This is a genomic window from Saccharopolyspora sp. CA-218241 (genome assembly GCF_050954615.1).
Lineage (GTDB): Bacteria > Actinomycetota > Actinomycetes > Mycobacteriales > Pseudonocardiaceae > Saccharopolyspora > Saccharopolyspora cebuensis.
On sequence record NZ_CP191860.1, the window covers coordinates 5,085,877 to 5,105,401 of the forward strand.

Annotated in this window: 21 protein-coding genes; 14 read left to right on the forward strand and 7 right to left on the reverse strand. The window is 73.8% G+C overall.

Going from position 1 to position 19,525, the window contains the following annotated elements:
- The first annotated feature begins 137 nt into the window (after positions 1-137).
- A complete protein-coding gene (locus tag ACQP0T_RS24200) occupies positions 138-581 on the forward strand; it encodes an SgcJ/EcaC family oxidoreductase (RefSeq protein WP_433870116.1) in 444 nt (147 codons plus the stop codon).
- A 53-nt stretch (positions 582-634) separates the two neighbouring features.
- Here ACQP0T_RS24200 and ACQP0T_RS24205 read toward each other — a convergent pair whose 3' ends face one another.
- The gene (locus ACQP0T_RS24205; RefSeq protein ID WP_433870117.1) at positions 635-1,429 is read right to left on the reverse strand and encodes an exodeoxyribonuclease III; all 795 of its coding nucleotides are present in this window, start codon (positions 1,427-1,429) and stop codon (positions 635-637) included.
- 92 nt (positions 1,430-1,521) lie between these two features.
- On the opposite strand from ACQP0T_RS24205, the gene ACQP0T_RS24210 reads away from it, so the two are divergent.
- Complete coding sequence (locus ACQP0T_RS24210) at positions 1,522-1,956, forward strand: VOC family protein (protein ID WP_433870118.1); 435 nt, start codon at positions 1,522-1,524, stop codon at positions 1,954-1,956.
- A 1-nt stretch (position 1,957) separates the two neighbouring features.
- On the opposite strand, the gene ACQP0T_RS24215 is transcribed toward ACQP0T_RS24210, so the two are convergent.
- Together ACQP0T_RS24215 and ACQP0T_RS24220 are read right to left on the reverse strand one after the other, a co-directional pair.
- Positions 1,958-3,283 carry an ATP-binding protein gene (locus ACQP0T_RS24215; RefSeq protein ID WP_433870119.1) on the reverse strand — a complete coding sequence of 442 codons (1,326 nt, stop codon included), beginning with the start codon at positions 3,281-3,283 and terminating at the stop codon, positions 1,958-1,960.
- Between the two features lie 13 nt (positions 3,284-3,296).
- Entirely contained in the window at positions 3,297-3,971 is a 675-nt protein-coding gene (locus ACQP0T_RS24220) for a response regulator transcription factor (RefSeq protein ID WP_345358204.1), read from the reverse strand.
- A gap of 159 nt (positions 3,972-4,130) precedes the next feature.
- Between ACQP0T_RS24220 and ACQP0T_RS24225 the strand changes: the two genes are divergently transcribed.
- The 8 genes from ACQP0T_RS24225 to ACQP0T_RS24260 all read left to right on the forward strand — a co-directional run bounded on the left by ACQP0T_RS24225 (position 4,131) and on the right by ACQP0T_RS24260 (position 10,274).
- The gene (locus ACQP0T_RS24225) at positions 4,131-4,334 is read left to right on the forward strand and encodes a hypothetical protein (RefSeq protein WP_433870120.1); all 204 of its coding nucleotides are present in this window, start codon (positions 4,131-4,133) and stop codon (positions 4,332-4,334) included.
- Positions 4,335-4,461: 127 nt separating this feature from the next.
- Positions 4,462-5,328, forward strand: a complete 867-nt coding sequence (locus ACQP0T_RS24230) for a helix-turn-helix domain-containing protein (protein ID WP_433870121.1) — start codon at positions 4,462-4,464, stop codon at positions 5,326-5,328.
- 582 nt (positions 5,329-5,910) lie between these two features.
- The gene (locus tag ACQP0T_RS24235; protein WP_345358195.1) at positions 5,911-6,147 is read left to right on the forward strand and encodes a DUF397 domain-containing protein; all 237 of its coding nucleotides are present in this window, start codon (positions 5,911-5,913) and stop codon (positions 6,145-6,147) included.
- A 62-nt stretch (positions 6,148-6,209) separates the two neighbouring features.
- Entirely contained in the window at positions 6,210-6,548 is a 339-nt protein-coding gene (locus ACQP0T_RS24240; protein WP_433870122.1) for a hypothetical protein, read from the forward strand.
- Between the two features lie 95 nt (positions 6,549-6,643).
- On the forward strand, positions 6,644-7,267 hold the full coding sequence (locus ACQP0T_RS24245; RefSeq protein WP_433870123.1) for a TetR/AcrR family transcriptional regulator: 624 nt from the start codon (positions 6,644-6,646) through the stop codon (positions 7,265-7,267).
- Positions 7,260-8,204, forward strand: coding sequence for an ATP-binding cassette domain-containing protein (locus ACQP0T_RS24250; RefSeq protein WP_433870124.1), 945 nt, complete (start codon positions 7,260-7,262; stop codon positions 8,202-8,204). The genes ACQP0T_RS24245 and ACQP0T_RS24250 overlap by 8 nt, the downstream gene beginning before the upstream one ends.
- A 14-nt stretch (positions 8,205-8,218) precedes the next feature.
- The gene (locus tag ACQP0T_RS24255) at positions 8,219-9,046 is read left to right on the forward strand and encodes an ABC transporter permease (protein WP_433870125.1); all 828 of its coding nucleotides are present in this window, start codon (positions 8,219-8,221) and stop codon (positions 9,044-9,046) included.
- 19 nt (positions 9,047-9,065) lie between these two features.
- Positions 9,066-10,274: a macrolide family glycosyltransferase gene (locus ACQP0T_RS24260; protein WP_433870126.1), complete on the forward strand. Its 1,209-nt coding sequence runs from the start codon at positions 9,066-9,068 to the stop codon at positions 10,272-10,274.
- Between the two features lie 3 nt (positions 10,275-10,277).
- On the opposite strand, the gene ACQP0T_RS24265 is transcribed toward ACQP0T_RS24260, so the two are convergent.
- Positions 10,278-10,652 (reverse strand): hypothetical protein, encoded by a 375-nt coding sequence (locus ACQP0T_RS24265; RefSeq protein ID WP_433870127.1) that lies wholly within the window; start codon positions 10,650-10,652, stop codon positions 10,278-10,280.
- Positions 10,649-12,292 carry a hypothetical protein gene (locus tag ACQP0T_RS24270; protein ID WP_433870128.1) on the reverse strand — a complete coding sequence of 548 codons (1,644 nt, stop codon included), beginning with the start codon at positions 12,290-12,292 and terminating at the stop codon, positions 10,649-10,651. Before ACQP0T_RS24270 ends, ACQP0T_RS24265 begins: the two co-directional genes overlap by 4 nt.
- A gap of 201 nt (positions 12,293-12,493) precedes the next feature.
- On the opposite strand from ACQP0T_RS24270, the gene ACQP0T_RS24275 reads away from it, so the two are divergent.
- From ACQP0T_RS24275 to ACQP0T_RS24290, 4 genes are all read left to right on the forward strand, one after another.
- The gene (locus tag ACQP0T_RS24275) at positions 12,494-12,703 is read left to right on the forward strand and encodes a heavy-metal-associated domain-containing protein (RefSeq protein ID WP_345358168.1); all 210 of its coding nucleotides are present in this window, start codon (positions 12,494-12,496) and stop codon (positions 12,701-12,703) included.
- Positions 12,704-12,765: 62 nt separating this feature from the next.
- Positions 12,766-15,033 carry a heavy metal translocating P-type ATPase gene (locus ACQP0T_RS24280; protein WP_433870129.1) on the forward strand — a complete coding sequence of 756 codons (2,268 nt, stop codon included), beginning with the start codon at positions 12,766-12,768 and terminating at the stop codon, positions 15,031-15,033.
- A gap of 205 nt (positions 15,034-15,238) precedes the next feature.
- On the forward strand, positions 15,239-15,520 hold the full coding sequence (locus ACQP0T_RS24285; RefSeq protein WP_345358162.1) for a metal-sensitive transcriptional regulator: 282 nt from the start codon (positions 15,239-15,241) through the stop codon (positions 15,518-15,520).
- A 2-nt stretch (positions 15,521-15,522) separates the two neighbouring features.
- Positions 15,523-16,620 (forward strand): DUF371 domain-containing protein, encoded by a 1,098-nt coding sequence (locus ACQP0T_RS24290; protein WP_433870130.1) that lies wholly within the window; start codon positions 15,523-15,525, stop codon positions 16,618-16,620.
- Here the strand turns inward: ACQP0T_RS24290 and kamB are convergent.
- Positions 16,607-17,257 (reverse strand): 16S rRNA (adenine(1408)-N(1))-methyltransferase KamB, encoded by a 651-nt coding sequence (kamB, locus tag ACQP0T_RS24295; protein ID WP_433870131.1) that lies wholly within the window; start codon positions 17,255-17,257, stop codon positions 16,607-16,609. The genes ACQP0T_RS24290 and kamB overlap by 14 nt on opposite strands.
- A 667-nt stretch (positions 17,258-17,924) precedes the next feature.
- Positions 17,925-19,115 (reverse strand): MFS transporter, encoded by a 1,191-nt coding sequence (locus tag ACQP0T_RS24300; protein ID WP_433870132.1) that lies wholly within the window; start codon positions 19,113-19,115, stop codon positions 17,925-17,927.
- Positions 19,116-19,525 lie beyond the last annotated feature (410 nt).

Below are 19,525 nucleotides of genomic sequence, written 5' to 3' on the forward strand. Positions count from 1 at the left end.
CGAAACGTCCGGACCTGCTCAGCCCTCGTCCTCGACACCACCCGAGGACGCCCTTGCCCGTGGTCCGCAACGCCCGGAAGTGACGCGCGACACTAGGTGTGGATCTCCACTTTGATAGAGGCACCAAGCTCGTACCCATGAACGACGATGCCACCGAGCCTCCCCTGATCGAGGACACCACGACCGACCACGAGTCGGACATCATCGCGATCAAACAGGTGATCGCCGATGTTGAGACCGCCTTCAACACCAACGATCCCGACCTCATGACCGCCCACTTCTCCCGGAACGCCTCGGTCGTCAACGCCGTCGGGATGCTGATGTCCGGCCGGGACGCGCTGCTCGACGCCAACCGCAAGGGCCTCGCAGGATTCCTGCGCGACGAGCACGTGCGCTACGAGGTCAGCGACATCGCCTTCATCCGTCCCGACGTGGCCATCGCGCACAAGCACGCGCGAGCCACCCGGCCCGATGGCGAGCTCATCGACGTCGACCCCGCGATGATCGCCCTCTACGTCCTGGTCGAGGAACACGGCCGCTGGTGGGTCGTGGCCCGGCAGAACACCCTCGCGCAGGCCTGATCCGTTGGCACCGCGCGGACGGCGGGTCCGGTCCGGCCGTCCGCGCGGTGCGTTCAGAAGTCGTAGACGACCGTCACCGGGGCGTGGTCCGACCAGCGCTGGTCGTAGCTGGGGGCCTTCTCCACCCGCGCCTCGGTGGCCCGCGCGGCGAGCCCCCCGGTGGCCACGTGGTAGTCGATCCGCCAGCCGCTGTCGTTGTCGAAGGCCTTGCCCCGGTAGCTCCACCAGGAGTACGGGCCCTGGACGTCGGGGTGTAGGGCGCGGACGACGTCGGTGTAGCCGGCGGCGAAGACCTCGTCGAGCCAGGCGCGCTCCTCGGGCAGGAACCCGGCTTCCTTGCGGTTGGCCTTCCAGTTCTTCAGGTCGGCCTCGCGGTGCGCGATGTTCCAGTCGCCGCAGACGAGCACCTCCCGGCCTTCGGCCGCGGCGCGCTCGCGGCGGTCCACCAGGTAGGCGAGGAACTCCTTCATGAAGCGTTCCTTCTCGTCCTGGCGGGCGGTGCCGACCTCACCGCTGGGCAGGTAGAGGCTGCCGACCACCAACCCCGGCAGGTCGATCTCGGCGTAGCGGCCCGACTCGTCGAACTCCGCCGAGCCGAACCCGATCCGCACCGCCTCCGGCTCGACGCGGGTGTAGAGCGCCACCCCGGCCCGGCCCTTGGCGTTGCTCGGCGCGAGCACCGGGTACCAGCCATCCGGCTCCCGCACCGCCGCGGTGAGCTGGTCGGCCTCGGCGCGCGTCTCCTGCAGGCAGACGACGTCGGCGCCGGTGGCGGCCAGCCATTCGACGAAGCCCTTCTTGGCGGCGGCGCGCAGGCCGTTGACGTTCGCGGTCGACACAGTCAGCACGCCGCCGAGGGTAACGACGACCGGCCGGGCGATCCGGCACCGGCGGCGCGCGGCGTGACGCCCGGCTCAGCGGCGGCCAGTAGTCTCCGGGCATGGACGTTCCGGCTCGGCTCTCGGTGGTGACGCTGGCGGCGGCCGGCGTCGGCGAACTCCGCGCGTTCTACGGACGGCTGGGCTGGCCGGAGGTGCCGGGCAGCGGCGACCGGTGGGCGGGCTTCCTGCTCGGTGGCGCCGTGCTCGCCCTCTACCCGGAAGAATCGCTGGCCGCGGAGGCCGCGCCGGGCGAAGCCGCCGCCGGGCCGTGGCGGGGGGTGACCCTGGCGATCAACGTCGACAGCCGGGCGGCGGTGGACGAGGCGTACGCGTCCGCGCTCGACGCGGGCGCCCGCGCGGTGGCCGAGCCGCAGGAACGCCCGTGGGGCGGACGGTCGGCGTACTTCGCCGACCCGGAGGGCAACCGCTGGGAGATCGCCTACGCGGCAGTCGCCGAATTCGGTCCCCGGGGCGAGGTCGTCGGCTTCGGCTAGCTCAGCGGCGGCGCCTGCGGTGGCGGCGGCGGGACCGGTTCGGCGCCGCCGGGCGCTGCCACAGCCACAGGCAGACCCGCGCGCCGCCGAGGCTGGAGCGGTCCACCGACAGGCGTCCGCCGGTCGCTTCGGCGACCCGGCGGGCGATGTCCAGCCCGAGCCCGGTCGATCCGGCGCTGCTGCTGCCCCGCCGCACCGCCTGCGACAGCTCCGCCACCCCGGGCCCGGCGTCCTCCACGACGACGCCGACCACCCCGTCGTTGCGCTGCACCGACACCACGAACTCGGTCTCCTCCGGGGTGTGCCGGAAGACGTTGCCGATCACCGAGTCGATCGCCGCCGCCAGCTCCGCGCGCGACACCGGCACCGGCAGCGGCTCGTCGGCACCGCGCAGGTTCCACGGCCGGAGCTGGTCGTCGGCCAGGGCCGACCAGAACTCCACGCGTTCGCGCAGCAGCTCGGCCACGTCGGTGTCGACGTCCTCGGACGGGCCGGTGCGCCGCGCGCTGGCGATCACCAGGTCGATCTCGCGTTCCAGCCGGTCCACCGCCTGCCGGGTCTGCTCGGCCGCCGCGTCGTCGCCGAGCGCTTCGGCGTTGAGCCGCAGCGCGGTGAGCGGGGTGCGCAGCCGGTGCGACAGGTCGGCGGAGAGCTCCCGTTCGGAGGCGAGGAGCTGGCGCACCCGGTCGGCCATCGCGTTGAACGCCCGTCCGGCCTCGACCAGCTCGCGGGGTCCGCTGGGATCGACGCGGACGGTGAGGTCCCCGCCGCCCAGCGCGGCCGAGGCGTCGGCCAGCCGGGTCGCCGACCGCACCACCCGCGCGGCGAGCCGGTCGACCACCAGCACCGAGCCGCCGACCAGCAGCAGCCCGACCGCCGCCAGCACCGCCCAGGAGCGCAGCAGACCCCGGTGCAGCGCCTCCGCGGGCACGAAGACCTCGGCCAGCGCGGTGCGCCCACCGGCCAGCGGGATCGGGCGCAGCAGCGCCGATCCGCCGTCGAGCGGCAGCACCGCGGTGCGCACCTCGGCGGTCGCCAGGTGCACGTCCCCCGCTCCGGCGCGCGCCGGGCCGACCACCCCGCCGTCGGGCAGGTACACCGCGAGCCGGCCCGCGCGACCGGCCTCGGTCCCGCCGATGGCGCGCTGGACGCGCTGGTGGTCGCCGCCGGTGGCCAGCACCGGGGCGAGCGCCACCGCCTGCCGCTCGGCGTCCTGGAACGCCTGGTCGCGCGCCACCTCGCGGAGGACCGCGCCGAAGGGCACCAGGAACGCCAGCGCCACCGCCGAGGTGATCGCGAGCGCCACCAGGACCAGCGCACGCCTCATCGGCGGGCCCGCGTCACGGCGCCACCAGCTTCACGCCGACCCCGCGCACGGTGTGCAGGTAGCGGGGCGCGGCGGCGGTCTCGCCGAGCTTGCGGCGGACCCACGACAGGTGGACGTCGATGGTCTGGTCGTCGCCGTAGGACTGCCGCCACACCTGGGCGAGCAGCTCGCGGCGCGGCACCACCTTGCCCGGCCGCGCGGCGAGGTAGGCGAGCAGGTCGAACTCGCGGCGGGTCAGCTCCAGCTCGACCCCGTCCAACGTGGACACCCGGCTGTCCAGGTCGATGCGCAGCCCGCCGACCTCGACGACCTTCGACGGCTGGGCGCCCCGGTAGCGGCGCAGCACGGCCTCGATCCGGGCGTGCAGGTGTTCGCTGGAGAACGGCTTGACGACGTAGTCGTCGGCCCCGGCGCGCAGCAGCCGGACGATCTCGGACTCGTCGTCGCGGGCGGTGGCCACGATCGTCGGCGCGTTGGAGATGCCCCGGATCATCTTCAGCGTCTCGCCGCCGTCGAGGTCGGGCAGGCCGAGGTCGAGGATGATCGCGTCCGGCGGGTGCTCGGCGACCTCGCGCAGCGATTCGAGGGCGGTGCCCACGCTGCGCACGACCCAATCGCGGGCGCTCAGGTCGCGGATCATCGCCGCCCGCACGACCGGATCGTCCTCGACTACCAGAACCACAGCCATGTGGACCGACGCTACAGGGCTCCTTGAACGATTTTCACCTTCCTGCGGCGGGTGAACCGGAGCACACCGCCGGGCGGCGCGGCGACTTCACCCCGACCGATGCGCCGGACCGATCGGGTCTTGCGCGGGAACACCGCACTAGGTCAGGATCACCCATCCGTGACACGCGTCCTCGGCTACCTGACCGCCTGGCTCGCCGCCACGGCGGTGGCGATCGCCCTCGTCTGGTTCGGCGTGCGCGATCTCGTGCACGGCACCGGCGACACGCCTCTCCCGTCCGCACCGCTCGGCCCGGCGGTCGCGCTCGGCGAGGAGGCGAACGCACCGGTCAGCGCCTCACGAACGGGTGAATTCGAGGCGTAGGAGCTGTGGTCGGACGCGTGGTTGCGCGGACGTGGTGGACGCGGATCCGCGTTCTACTAAGATCCCCCGACGTTGACCGACCGCTGTCGCCCGACAGCACGCCGAACGAAGCCCAGGAGGTCTCGACGTGGCCACGGATGGTGCCGCAGGCAGCGGCCCCACCGCTCGTCGGCTGGTGCTCGGCGCCCAGCTCCGGCGACTGCGCGAAGCCAGCGGGATCAGCCGGGACGAGGCGGGTTACTCGATCCGCGGCTCCGGGTCGAAGATCAGCCGCCTGGAACTGGGCCGGGTCGGGTTCAAGGAACGCGACGTCGCCGACCTGCTGAGCCTCTACGGCGTGACCGAGGAGTCCGAGCGCGAACCGTTCCTCGAACTGGTCCGCCGCTCCAACGAGCCCGGCTGGTGGAACAGCTACAACGACCTGATGCCGAGCTGGTTCCAGGACTACGTGGGCCTGGAGGAGTCGGCCTCGCGCATCCAGACCTACGAGATCCAGTTCGTGCCCGGGCTGCTCCAGACCGAGACCTACGCCCGCGCCGTCGCCTCGCAGGGCCGCCCCGAAGCGCCGGACGCCGAGGTGGACCGCCGCGTCGGGCTGCGGCTGCACCGGCAGCGGCTGCTCACCCAGCCGCGGGCGCCCCGGCTGTGGGCGGTGATCGACGAAGCCGTGCTGCACCGGCCGATCGGCGGTCGCGCCGTGCTGCGGGCGCAGCTCGAGCACCTGCTCCAGGTGACCGCGCTGCCGACGATCTCGTTGCAGATCGTCCCGTTCGAGCTCGGCCGCTCGGCCGCCGAAGGCGCGTTCACCGTCCTGCGCTTCGCCGAGCCGGAGATCCCGGACATCGTCTACCTGGAACACCTCTGCGGTGCCCTGTACCTCGACAAGCAGGAGGACGTCGAGGTGTACAGCAAGGTCAGCCACCGCCTCGCGGTGGACGCCCTGACCCCGGAGGCCACCCGCCGCTCGCTCAGCGCCGCCCTCCGCGAACTCTGACCCGGACGACACGCCCACCCGAGCGAATCCAGGTGAGGGGCACCCTTGTCCCGGTTAGGGGTCCTTTCGGAATGCGGCGGAGCCGCGTGCGGTGAGGCACGCGGCTGGCACCGCGGCCCGTGCCCGGGCGTGACCGCTCAGCGGTCTTCTCGCGAGGACAGCGCCGACGCCGGGTACGTCGTCGGTACATCAGGAGGCGAACGGCGCAGCGAGGGGACCGCTGAGGTTCCGCCACCCGCACCGCCACGCAGAACATTGGCGAAAGCGGTCCTTACTCGGGCAAGGGTGCCCCTCACTCAGCACACCGGCGGGTGACGTGGGCCGGGGGCGGCGCGGCCGGTGCGGGTGCTGGTGCTCGTGGCGGACGGCCGTCGGGGTGCCGTTCGCCGAGCCTTCGTCTGCGCTGGGTCCTGGGTCGATCACGCTGCGTTTTCCCTGATCGACCGGCTGAGTGATCAACATCCCGGGCGGATGCACGTGCATTCACGCGTGCAAGATCGCCTGATACGGTGACCGCACGATCATCTGCACGTGCAGATGGCCGTGCAGCAAGACGTCGGGGGAAAGGGCGGAACGCCGAGCATGACGAAGATCCACAACGGGATGCCCGCGCAGCACCTTCCGGGCCTCTCGTGGCGCAAGAGCCGGTACAGCGGATCGGTGGGCAACTGCGTCGAGGTGGCCCCGCTGATCGACGGCGGGATCGCAGTCCGCAATTCGCGCTACCCCGACGGTCCGGCTCTGGTCTACAGCCGCGACGAGATGGCCGCGTTCCTCAGCGGAGCGAAGGACGGCGAATTCGACGACCTGATCGTCTGAGCTCGTGCCGGGCCCGGCGCGCACGGCCGGCGGCCCGCCCTCGAAAGAAACCGGTGGCGCTGATGAGAGAGATTACGAACGGTCTGCAGGCACTCGTGGCCACGGGCTTCCAGTTCGCCCACCCGCGCGACGACGCGGGCGAGCTGGTCGCCGTGCTCGGCATCCGGGTGCACCGGCGAGGCACGATCGACGTCCTGCAGCTCTTCGCCGAGGACGACGCGGAAGCCGCCCGGGTCTCCGCCGACGAGCACGACGTGCTCTCGCCGCGCCGCCCGCTGTGGCGGACCAGCGGCCGGGCGCTCGACGTGATCCACGAGATGCTGCACCTGGGCAACCACGACCACGGCCTGTGGGTCACCGGCACCAGGGACACCGCAGCGATGCTCGCGGCCTCCGCCTGACGGAGCCCCGCGACCCCGAGACAGCACTGGCGCCCCCGAATGAGTGAGTGCTCGCTCATTGACCTGAGCGAGCACTCACTCATACCTTGGCGAGCGTGACCGAAGCACGTCGGCGGCGCTCCCCCGCGATGAGCGCCGACAAGCGCCGCGCGGCGATCGTGGACGCCGCACTGCCGCTGCTCGCCGAGCACGGCGCCACGGTCACCACCCGCCAGATCGCGCTCGCCGCCGACGTGGCCGAGGGCACCTTGTTCCGCGTCTTCCCCGACAAGGAAGCCATCCTGCGCGCCTGCGTCGGCGCCCTGCTCGACACCGGCGAGGTGACCGCCGAGATCCGCGCGCTGCCCGCCGACGCGGAGCTCGCCGACCGGCTCACCGACGCCGCCGAGCTGTTCCTGGCGCACTTCGAACGCGCCGGGCAGCTGATGCACGCCCTGGTCACCACCGGCCAGGACCTGCGGGAGCTGGACCCCGACGACGATCCGGGCAGCGCCCGGACCGCCTACTTCCGCGAGATGCGCGCGGCGCTGGCCGAGGCCACCGGCACCGAGGCCGCCGCGCTGCGGATCGAGCCGGAGGAGCTCGCCGCGATGCTGCTCGGGCAGCTCATGGGCCTGCACCTCGACCAGGACCAGGACCGCCGGAACGCCGTGCGCCGCCGCATCGACGTGCTGCTGCGCGGGGCGCTGGCCCGGCACGAGGAGGACGACGATGGCTGACCCGATCATCGAGGTCGAGGGCGTGAGCATGCGCTTCGGCGAGGTGCTCGCGCTCGACGAGGTGAGCCTGGAGGTCCCGGCGGGCACCGTGCTCGGGCTGCTCGGGCACAACGGCGCGGGCAAGACCACTCTGATCGACATCCTGAGCACGCTGCGCCCGCCGACCGCCGGCACGGCGCGGATCGCCGGGTTCGACGTGGTGCGCCGCAGCCGCGAGGTCAGCTCCCGGATCGGCCTGACCGGCCAGTTCGCCTCGGTCGACGAGCAGCTCTCCGGGATCGAGAACCTGGTGCTCATCGCGCGGCTGCTCGGCGCGGGCAAGCGCGAGGCGAGGGAGCGCGCCGACGAGCTGCTGTCGCTGTTCGACCTCAGCGAGGCGGCCGGGCGGCCGGCCCGCACCTACTCCGGCGGGATGCGGCGGCGGCTGGACCTGGCGGCGGGCATGGTCGGCCACCCGGACGTGATCTTCCTGGACGAGCCCACCACCGGGCTGGACCCGGTGAGCCGGATGGGGCTGTGGTCGATCGTGGAGTCGCTGGTCGTCGACGGCACCACCGTGCTGCTGACCACCCAGTACCTCGACGAGGCCGACCGGCTGGCCGATTCGATCACCGTGCTCTCGGCGGGCCGGGTGGTCGCCTCCGGCACGTCGGCGGAGCTCAAGGCGCAGGTCGGGCAGCGGACCGTGACCGCGCGGCTGGCCGAACCGGCCGACGCCGACCGGGCGTCGCGGGCGCTGTCCGGCGCCGGGTTCCACCCCGCCCACGACGCCGAGCGCGGCGCCTTCACCATCCCGGTCGGCGCCTCGCGGGAGCTGGCGGGCGTGGTGCGGGCGCTCGACGAAGCCGGCGTCGAGGTCGGCGACCTCGGCCTCGGCGAACCGACGCTGGACGACGTCTACCTCAGCCTCGCCCACCCCGCGCCGACCACGGCCTGACGGAGAGGACGGCCATGACCACCACCGCGACCCCGCCTGCCCGGACGAGCCATCCGAGGAGCTGGCGCGGCGCCGGATTCGGCACCCAGGTGCTCGTCCTCACCGGGCGTTCGCTGCGGGCGCTGGTCAAGGACCCGCGCGTGCTCATCTTCAGCCTGCTGCAACCGCTGATCATGCTCGCGCTGTTCAGCCAGGTCTTCGGCAAGGCGATGATGGGCAGCGTCGCCACCGACAGCGGCAGCTACATCAACTACCTGATGCCCGCGATCCTGGTCACCACCGGGATCGGCGCGGCGCTGCAATCCGGCGTCGGCCTGATCACCGACCTCAAGAACGGCGTGCTGCGGCGGCTGCGGACGATGCCGATCCGGCCCAGCTCGATCCTGCTCGCGCGCAGCCTCTCCGACCTGGTGCGCACCGCGGTGCAGCTGGCCTTCCTGCTGCTGGTCGGCGCGGTGCTGTTCGGCTTCTCCCCGGCGGGCGGCATCACCGGCGCGGTCGGCGCGCTGCTGCTGTCGGTGTTCGTGAGCTGGGCGCTGAGCTGGGTCTTCCTCGCCATCGCGGTGTGGGTGCGCAAGGAGGAGGTGATGCAGAGCATCGGCTTCCTGGCCATGTTCCCGCTGATGTTCGCCTCCAGCGCCTTCGTGCCGATCGACTCGCTGCCCGCCTGGCTCGGGGCGGTCGCCACGGTCAACCCGCTGACCTACGCCGTGGACGCCTCCCGGAACCTCTCGCTGGCGCTGCCGCTGGGCACCGGGGTGCTCTCGGCGGTGATCACCAGCGGTGTGCTGTGCGCGCTCGCCATCGCCCTGGCCGTCAAGGGCTTCCGCCGTCCGCTGTGATTCCCCTGGGAGGAGAACGGTGCACTTCGTCTTCGCCAGCGTGCCCGCGACCGGGCACGTGAACCCGACGCTGCCGGTCGTCGCGGAACTCGTCCGCGCCGGCCACCGCGTCACCTACGGCACCGGCGAGCAGTGGCGCGGGGCGGTGGAGGCCGCGGGCGCCACCCTGCTGCCGCTGGCCACCCACCTGCCCGGACCGCCGCCCACCACCGGTTCGGCACCGGACCCGGCGCTGTTCCGCGAGGCGCTGGACACCATGATCGCGGGCGCCCGGGAGGACTTCGGCACCCTGGCGGCGCTGCTGCGGCGCGATCCGGCCGAGGCGCTGTGCTACGACACCATGACCGAGGCCGGGCGGATGGCCGCCGAGCGGACCGGGACGCGCTCGATCGCGCTGCACCCGTCGCACGCCAGCAACGAGGAGTTCAACCTGCTGGAGCGGATCTCGCCCGGCGACGCGGACCACCCGGCGCTCGGGCTGCTCGGCGCGTTGCAGGCGCAGCTGGCCGGGCTGGCCGCCGAGTGCGGCGTGTCCGCCCCCGACCTGAGCCGCCCGGCGGAGCGCAACGTGGTGTTCCTGCCCCGCGAGTTCCAGTACGAGGGCGCGACCTTCGACGAGCGGTTCCGGTTCGTCGGGCCGTCGCTGGGCGCGCGCGGCGAGGACACGAGCTGGTGGCCCGCCGGGGACGGGCCGGTGCTGTTCATCTCCCTGGGCACCGCGTTCAACGCGCGCCCGGACTTCTTCCGGTTGTGCCTGGCGGCCTTCGGCGACACCCGGTGGCAGGTGGCGATGGCCATCGGCGAGCACGTGTCCGCCGCGGACCTCGGCCCGATCCCGGCCAACGTGGAGATCCGCCCGTACTTCCCGCAGCCCGCGGTGCTGCGGCGCGCGACGGTGTTCCTGTCCCACACCGGGATGGGCTCCACGATGGAATCGCTGCACTTCGGAGTGCCGCTGGTCGCCGTGCCGCAGATGCCGGAGCAGGCGGCCAACGCCCGCCGCGTCGTCGAACTCGGCCTCGGCGTGGAACTGCCCGCCACCGGGCTCGACGCCGCGGTGCTGCGCGACACCGTCGACGAGGTCGCGGCCGACCCGGCCATCGGGGCCCGCACCGCGGCGATGCGCGACGTCGTGCGGGCCACCGGCGGACCACCGGCCGCGGCCGAGGCGATCGAGCGGTTCGCCCGGGCTCCCGAGCCGACCGGTCCGGTCGCGACGCCCGGGTGATGGTCAGCCGCCGGTGACGCTCGCGACGAGGTCGCCGATCCGGGCCACGTCGATGCCCACCCGCACCGCCTGCAACGCCAGCGACAACCGGTTCCACAGCTTGCCGATCTGCTGGGGTTCGGCGTCGCCGTCGAGCTCCTCGACGAGCTGCTCGGCGCGGTCCCGGGCCACGGCGCGCTCGGCGTCGATCGGCTCCGGGTCGCCGAGGCGTTCGACCAGCTCGGCCACCAGCCGCCGGAGCTCCTCGCGGTCCGGCGCGCCGTCGCCGCCCACCGCGGCGTGCACCTGGTTGCCCTGGCCGACCACGGTGACCCCGTGGAAGGTGCCGCCGCTGACCGAGGCGGACTGGCCCGGGGTCGGTTCGGTCCCGTCGCTCATCGCTGCTCCCTGCGCTGTTCCCGGCGCTGTTCCTTGCCCTTGTCGACGCGGGTGGTGTTGTCCTGGCCGACGACGGTGGTGCCGGAGAACTGACCGCCGTTGATCACCGTCGACTGCACCACCGTGGTCGCCTGGTTCGCGAACTCCTCGGTCTCCAGCCCGTGCTCGGCGAGGACGTGGTCCACCGCGGCCAGCGTGCGGCGCTCCATCAACTTGGTGTAGCGCAGGCCGTCGACTTCCTGGAGGTAGGTGTGCCGGTGCTCGTCGGCGGCGAGCTCGCGGACGCTGAACCGGGCGCCGTAGCGGGACGGGTCGTCCGGCGTGCGGCGCCGCCACCCCGCCGCGTCCCGCGCCGCCCGGAACAGGGTGCGCGCCCGCCGCGGCACGGTCACCGGGAAGGCGACCGCGTCGGCGAGACCGCTCAGCAGCGCGAACCCGCCGCCGCGCAGCCGCATCCGCTCGTAGCGGTACTCCTCCTTGATCGGGTTCAGCGCGCAGGCGTTCCACTCCAGGTAGAGCGTCCGGTCGTCGCAGGCCACGTGCAGGTAGCTGGAGACCACCAGGTCCTGCTGCCAGGACGCCACCCGGAAGACCTGGTACGGCCGCAGCCACTCGGAGGCCGCGCCGACCGGCGGCTGGTCCGGGTCCACCCACGCGCGCGGCGGCTGGTCCGGGTCCGGCAGCACCGCGGTCCCGGCCGGCTCGCGGCCGTGCCGCAGCAGCGAGGTCGCCGAGGTGAGGTATTCCTCCGCGTGCTGCAGGCCGCTGAACCGGCCGCCCGGGGCGAGCGTGCCCGGGTGCGCCAGGTCGGCGATCTCGGTGCGCACCTTCTCCAGGATCGCGCCCGCCGTGAGCGGGGTCGGCGTCGCCGAGCCGGCCGGCCGGAGCTGGATCGCGATGGACCAGGCGTGGGCCAGCTCACCGGACCCGACGAACGGGTCGAAGCCGTCGTGGACCAGCACGTTGGAGCGGTTCGCGGTGGCGGCGATGAGGCCGAGCCGGGGCGCGTACCAGGAGTCCGGCGCCGGGGGCCACGGGATCGCCGGTCCCTGGGCGGGGTACTTCTCCGGGGCGAACCGGTCGCGCAGCAGCGCGCGCACCTGGAACCGGTCGACGCCCAGCATCGCCGCGACCGCCAGCGCCGCCAGGGTGCCCACCAGCGCCGCGCCGAAGGCGGCGCCGTCGAGGTAGGCCAGCGTCGTGATCAGCAGCGACAACACCAGCACCGCCAGCACCAGCTGACCGCTGAGGACGCCCACCAGCACCGTCGCGCCGGGCCGGAGGCGGTCCCGGCCGCCCAGGCGCCGCAACGCCCGGTACGTGCCATACCCGAAGCCGCCCACGACGGCCCAGCCGAGGACCAGGGGGAAGTTGGTCAGCAGCGCCAGGACGAACAGGCCGAGCAGCACCGAGTCCCGGAGCACGCGGGTGCGGCGTCCGGCGAGCGCTTCGGCGAGCACCGCGACCGGGTCGATGCCCGGCGACGGCGGGATGGCCCGGGTGGGTTCGGAGAGGCACTCCTCGATGAGCGCGTCGGCGAAGACCTCGTCGACGTGCACGGCGGCCGACAGGTGGCGGGTGGTGTCGTGCTCCTCCGCCGGCGCCTGCACCGGTCCGCTGCCGGCGTGCTGGACGGCCACGGCGCTCCTCCCGGTCCGGGGGCGGTCCCGCCCCGCTGGTCACGCAGCTTGCCGGAGCCGGGCCGCCGCGGGCCCCGGTCCGGCGGAATTCGCTCGAACGGCCCAACATCGAGGGCGGCGATCGTCCGGCGCGGCGGGTTGACTTAATACCCTAGGGGGGTATGGTATGAACGCAGTAGCACACCGACGAAGGGGCCAACCGTGGAGATCACCTACACCGTCACCGGCATGACCTGCGACCACTGCGCGTCCGCGGTGCGCTCCGAGGTCGGCGAGGTCCCCGGCGTCACCGGCGTCGCGGTCGACCTGCCCTCCGGGGCCGTCACCGTGACCAGCGAGACCACCCCGGACGAGGACGCCGTGCGGGAGGCCGTCGCCGAGGCCGGATACGAGCTGGTGGGACGATCGTGACGGGCGCGACCGGGTCGGCGGCCCGCACCGCCGACCGCACCACCCGACCTGGAGGAGAACCGATGAGCGCGGTCACCGAGCGCACCGACCAGCGGATCGAGCTGGCCATCACCGGCATGACCTGCGCCTCCTGCGCCGCCCGCATCGAGCGCAAGCTCAACAAGCTCGACGGCGTGGCGGCCAGCGTCAACTACGCCACCGAGAAGGCCAAGGTCAGCTACCCCGGGTCCGTCGCGCCCGAGGACCTGGTCGCCGTGGTGGAGAAGACCGGCTACGGCGCCGCCCTCCCGCAACCGGAGGAACCGGAGCAGCAGCCCGCCGCCGAGGACCGCGACGAGACCGGGCTGCGCACCCGGCTGCTGGTCAGCGCGGCGCTGTCGATCCCGGTGATCCTGCTGGCGATGATCCCGGTGCTGCAGTTCACCTACTGGCAGTGGCTGTCGCTGACGCTGGCCGCGCCGGTCGTGGTGTGGGCCGGGCTGCCCTTCCACCGCGCGGCCTGGACCAACCTGCGCCACGGCGCGGCGACGATGGACACGCTCATCTCGATGGGCACCCTGGCCGCCTTCGCCTGGTCGCTCTACGCGCTGTTCTTCGGCACCGCCGGGCACCCGGGCATGACCCACGGGTTCGAGTTCGGCGCCGACGCGATGTCCGGCACCAGCGCGATCTACCTGGAGGTCGCGGCCGGCGTCATCACCTTCATCCTGGCCGGCCGCTACTTCGAGGCCCGGTCCAAGCGGCGCGCCGGGGCGGCGCTGCGGGCGCTGCTGGAGCTCGGCGCGAAGGACGTCGCGGTGCTGCGCACCGGGGCCGACGGCGAGGTCCGCGAGGAGCGCATCCCGGTGGAGCGGCTCGCCGTCGGGGACCGCTTCGTGGTCCGCCCGGGCGAGAAGATCGCCACCGACGGCGTGGTCGAGGACGGCAGCTCGGCGGTCGACGCCAGCATGATCACCGGCGAATCGGTGCCGGTGGAGGTCGGCCCGGACGACACCGTGGTGGGCGCCACGGTCAACTCCGGCGGGCGGCTGGTGGTGCGGGCGACCCGCGTCGGCGCCGACACCCAGCTCTCCCGGATGGCCGCCCTCGTCGAGGAGGCGCAGAACGGCAAGGCCGCGGTGCAGCGCCTCGCCGACCGGATCTCCGCGGTGTTCGTGCCGATCGTCATCGTGCTCGCGCTGGGCACGCTCGCGTTCTGGCTGTTCACCGGGGGCACGGCCACGGCGGCGTTCACCGCGGCGGTGGCGGTGCTGATCATCGCCTGCCCGTGCGCGCTCGGGCTGGCCACGCCGACCGCGCTGCTGGTCGGCACCGGTCGCGGCGCGCAGCTCGGCATCCTGATCAAGGGCCCGGAGGTGCTGGAGTCGACCCGCCGGGTGGACACCGTGGTGCTGGACAAGACCGGCACCGTCACCACCGGGCGGATGACCCTGACCGAGGTGCACGCCGCCGAGGGCGAGGACGCCGACGAGGTGCTGCGGCTCGCCGCCGCCGTGGAGGACGCCTCCGAGCACCCGATCGCGCGGGCCATCGCCACCGGCGGGCGGGACCGGGTCGGGGCGCTGCCCGCCGTCACCGGATTCGGCAACGACGAGGGCCTGGGCGTGCGCGGCACCGTCGAGGACCGGGCGGTGGTCGTCGGCCGCACCGCTCCGGGCGCGGCCCGGGAACTGCCGGGCGAGCTGGCCGGGGCGAAGTCGGCCGCCGAACGCGCCGGCTCCACCGCCGTGGTGGTGACCTGGGACGACGTGCCGCGCGGGGTGCTGGTGGTCTCCGACGTGGTCAAGCCGACCTCGGCGCGGGCGATCCGGCAGTTCCGCGACCTCGGCCTGCGCCCGGTGCTGCTCACCGGCGACAACGAGGCGGTGGCGCGCTCGGTGGCCGCCGAGGTGGGCATCGAGGAGGTCATCGCCGAGGTACTGCCGCAGGACAAGGTCGAGGCGGTGGCCCGGTTGCAGCGCGACGGCCGCGCGGTGGCGATGGTCGGCGACGGCGTGAACGACGCCGCGGCCCTCGCCCAGGCCGACCTGGGGCTGGCGATGGGCACCGGCACCGACGTGGCCATCGAGGCCGGGGACCTGACGCTGGTGCGCGGCGACCTGCGCGCCGCCGCGGACGCGATCCGGCTGTCCCGGCGCACCCTCGGCACCATCAAGGGCAACCTGTTCTGGGCGTTCGCCTACAACGTCGCGGCGCTGCCGCTGGCGGCGGCCGGGCTGCTCAACCCGATGATCGCCGGGGCCGCGATGGCGTTCAGCTCGGTGTTCGTGGTCTCCAACAGCCTCCGGCTGCGGAGCTTCCGCCCCCTCCCGGGCAACACCGACACCTGATACCCCCACGAGGTATGTCCAGGTGAGGGGCGCCTTCATCCGGCACAGTCGGATGAAGGCGCCCCTCACTCAGCACCCTTCCGGGTGATCGGTCCCGGGCCGCTCGCGGGGCCCGTCGTGGTGGGGCCGGGGTTCCGGGAGGCGCCTGGCCGGGCAGCGGCGGGCGCGCCGGTATCGTGGACCGCCGGAACCGATCGGAGGGCTGATGCGGGGATACGCGGAGGACAAGGACGCCTACCTCAAGCGGCTGCGCCGCGTCGAGGGCCAGATCCGCGGCCTGCAGCGGATGATCGACGAGGACGAGTACTGCATCGACGTGCTCACCCAGGTCGGCGCGGTCACCAAGGCGTTGCAGGCGGTGTCGCTCGGCCTGCTCGAGGACCACCTGGAGCACTGCGTGGCCGAGGCGCTGGCCGAGGGCGGCGAGGTCGCCGACGAGAAGCTCCGCGAGGCCAACCAGGCCATCGCCCGGCTGGTGCGCTCCTGACCATGGCCGCCGAACTGCTGCGGCTGCGCGCCCGGGGGCACCACGACGTCCGGGCCACCCACGGCAAGACCCTGGAGTTCACCACCGACGCCGAGATCACCGCGCGGGCCACCTGCGTCCTCGGGGTCGGCACCACCGCCGCGCCCGCCCACCCGGTCGCCGGACCGGTGCGCATCGAGATCCGCTGCGGCGCGCTGAGCACCGAGTTCCGCGCGCTCGCCCACTCCGGCTGGCGCCCCGGCGGCACCGCGATCGTCCGGCGCAGCGCCGAACGGCTGCCCACCACCTTCGCCACCGACGCCGGGCTCGCCGCCTCGGCGCTGCCCCGCGACCTGGTCGAGCTGCTGGCCGACCCGGCGGCCGAGATCGACGTGGCGGTGCGCCGGGACACCGACGCCGCACCGGCACTGATCCGCTACCACGCCGGACCCGGCGCGGACCCCCGGCTGACCGCCGAACTCGCCGCCGCCGACGAGGTGATCACCGCCGACCCGATCGCCGAGCAGGCCGTCCGCGACCACGCCCCCGAGCACCGCGCGCCCGCGCCCGGCCGCACGCTCGTGGTCACCGGCGTCGACCCGACCACCCCGCTGCCCGCCGACGCGCCCGAGCACGTCGAACTGCTCGGCGTGCCCACCGATCTCGCCGTCGCCGCCGCCGCACCGACCCCGGCACCGGTCGTGCTCGCCGGAGCCGTCGACCGCCGGACCCTGCCCGACCTGCTGCGCACCCACCACGCCGCACGGATCGTGCTGCGCACCACGGCGGCCGAACTGCCCAAGCTGCTCAACCAGGCGCGCCGGCTGCTCGGCACCCGCACCGCCGTGCTCGCCCCGACCGCGCCGGGCCGCGCCGAACGCCCCCGGCGCACTCCGGTCGAGGACGCCGAGCCGGGCAGCGGCGCACTGGTCTGCTGCCTCGAACCGGTGGCGACCGCGACCAGCACCGCCGAGCATCCCGACGCGCGGTGGCCCGCCCTGCTGGAATCGCTGCTGGACCAGGACGTCTCCCCCAAGACGCTGGCCGCCGCGCTGGCCGCGCAACCCGGCTGGACCCGGCGCCTGGCCTACGACGCGGTGCTCGCCCTCAAGAAGGGATGACCCCCGTCAGCTCCAGCACGTCGAACCGCTCGCGCGAGGAGTTCAGCCGCCGGGTCCACGAGGTCGACAGCGCCGCGACCGCCTCGGCGTCGAGGTAGCGGGCGTCGTCGAGCCGCCACCCCGCAGCGGCGAAGCGCGGCGCGAGGTCCACCAGCGCCGATTCCGGCGTCGGCTCCGGGTGCTCCCCCACCTCCGGCACCGGCGGTCGCCACGCGTGCAGGTTCAGCGTGATGAGCAGCTTCGCGCCCGGCACGCACACCTCGGCGAGGCCGGACAGCATCGCCGGATCGGAGCCGAGCATCCCGCGCAGCAGGCTGCCCCACGGCATCAGCACGTGCAGCTCGGTCACGCCGCGCAGCTCGGCGGGCAACCGCTCCGCCGCGGCCCACACGCACAGCAGGTTCGGCAGCCCGCCCTTCTTCGGGTTCGCCGCCGCCTTGGTGGCGACCTTGCGCATGTTGTCCTTCGCGGCGTCCAGCGCCACCACGAGCTCGTCGGGCCGCTCGCGGGCGAGGTGGAACGCGTGCTTGCCGTCGCCGGTGCCGACGTCCAGGACCACGCCGTCGTGGCGCTCCACCATCGCGTCGAACTCGGCGGCCCCCACCTCGACCACCTGCTTACCGGTCACGCGTCGCACCGGCGCAGTCTACGTGCGGCCCCCACCCGAGCCGGACGCGCGCACACCTCCGCACCGGGACACCCCGGATCGCCCGAACGGGCCGACCACCCGAGGCCAGCCGCCCGAGGTCGGCCGGGCCAATGCCCGGCAGAGCACCCGGATCGACCGGACGGGATTCGACGAGGTGACCGAACACCGCCCCGTCCGTCCACACCGGACTCCGCCGGGGACCGCCCCGGATTCTCGGCGCCTTCCCGGCCTCGGCCACCCGCGAACGATCGCGCCCACCGAGCGCGACGGCTGAGCGCGGGTGCCGCGTTTCACCCGGAAGGGGGGTGAGTGAGGGGCACCCTTGCCCGAGTGAGGGGTCCTTTCGGAATGCGGCGGAGCCGCATGCGGTGCGGCCGTCAACCGGCACCGCGGCCCGTGCTCGGACGTGACCGCTCAGCGGTCTTCTCGCGAGGACGCCCTGACGCCGTGTACGCGCTTGTACATCAGGAAGGGCGCCCGGAGCGAGAAGGCCGCTGAGGTTCCGCCACCCGCACCGCCACGCAGGCCATTGGCGAAAGCGGTCCTTACTGGGGCAAGGGGCCCCTCACCTGGATCGAGATCACCTGAACGAGCGGGTGGGGTGGCTTTGCGAGGTGGCGCGCCGGGGATGGTTGTGCCCGGTCCTGGTGGGAGGTCAGCGCGCGGCTTCGACCGGTTCCCGGTCCGGGGCTGCGGTGGTGCCGGGGCGCCGGGCGCTGCGTCCGGCGATGAGCGCGAGGGCCAGGCCCACGACGGTGAGCACGGCACCGATCAGGGCCGGGGAGATCAGGCCGAGCCCGGCGCTGATGCCCACGCCGCCCAGCCACGCGCCCCCGGCATTGGCGAGGTTGAAGGCGGAGTGGTTCGACGCCGCCGCCATCGTCGGGGCGCTGCGGGCCTCGTTCATCACCAGCACCTGGAGCGGCGCGGTGACGCCGAAGCCCGCCCCGCCGAGCAGCACCACGCCGATCGCCGCCGTCCACGGGTTGTGCACCGCGAAGGTGAACAGCACGAGCACGACGGCCAGCAGCGCCAGCGAGGCGTAGATCGTCGGGCGCAGCGCGCGATCGGCCAGCGGCCCCACGACCAGCGACCCGGCGGTCATCCCGACGCCGAACAGCGCCAGCACCACGGGCACGGCGCCCGCCGGCATCCCGGCCAGCACGGTCATCATCGGCGAGATGTAGCTGTAGACCGCGAAGACGCCCGCGAAGCCGAACACGCCGGTGGTCAGGCCGAGCACCACCTGGCGGCGGCCGAGAGCCGCGATCTCCCGGCGCAGGCCGACCCCCTCCGGGGCGGGCATCCGGGGGACGTAGGCGAGCACGCCGAGCACCGCGACCGCACCGATGGCCGCGACCACCAGGAAAGCCGCCCGCCAGCCGAAGACCTGGCCGAGGAAGGTGCCGCCCGGGACACCGACGATGTTGGCGACGGTCAGCCCCAGCAGCACCCGGGAGACCGCGGTGGCCTTCCCGGCCGGACCGACGAGGTTCGCGGCGACGAGCGTGCCGACGCCGAGGAACGCGCCGTGCGGGAGACCGGCGAGCAGCCGGGCGAGGAACACGGTCGGGTAGGACGGGGCGAGCGCGGTCACGAGGTTCCCGGCGATGAACACGCCCAGGAACAGCAGCAGGGCCGACTTGCGCGGCAGCCGCGTGCTCAGGGCGGTCAGCAGCGGAGCGCCGAGCACCACACCGACCGCGTAGGCCGAGATCAGGCTGCCCGCGGCGGGGATCGAGACGTCGAGACCGAACGCCACCTCGGGCAGCAGGCCCATGATCACGAACTCGGTGGTGCCGATGGCGAACGCTCCGAGAGCGAGAGCGAACAGGGCCAAGGCCATGACGCGCGGACCTTTCAGACGTGGGAACGGGATGGCGGCATCGGCGCTCGCCGGAGAACGCACGCGCCCGGAGCCCGCGGGCATCACGTTTGGCACGTGCTAAATCCAGGGTCGCAGGCGTCCCCCGCGCCTTCAATCGGTAGGCGTTGTGAGCTGACCCGCACCACGTCGCCGTACCGCGACCGGGAACGCGGTAGAACTGGTGCCGAACACCGCCCGCCAGGGCGGGCCGGGACCGCGATCGCCCGGCGCACGGACCGAACGGCGCGGGAGCCGGTCGGCGCAGGACCGGGCAGCGCACGGACCGGGGAAGCCGGGCCGGTCGACGCCGAGCCGGTCGACGTGAGGGCCCGGCGCCGGGATGGCGGGCACCGGGCCGGGGCGGTGACCGCAGCGGGAAACGCCGGCTT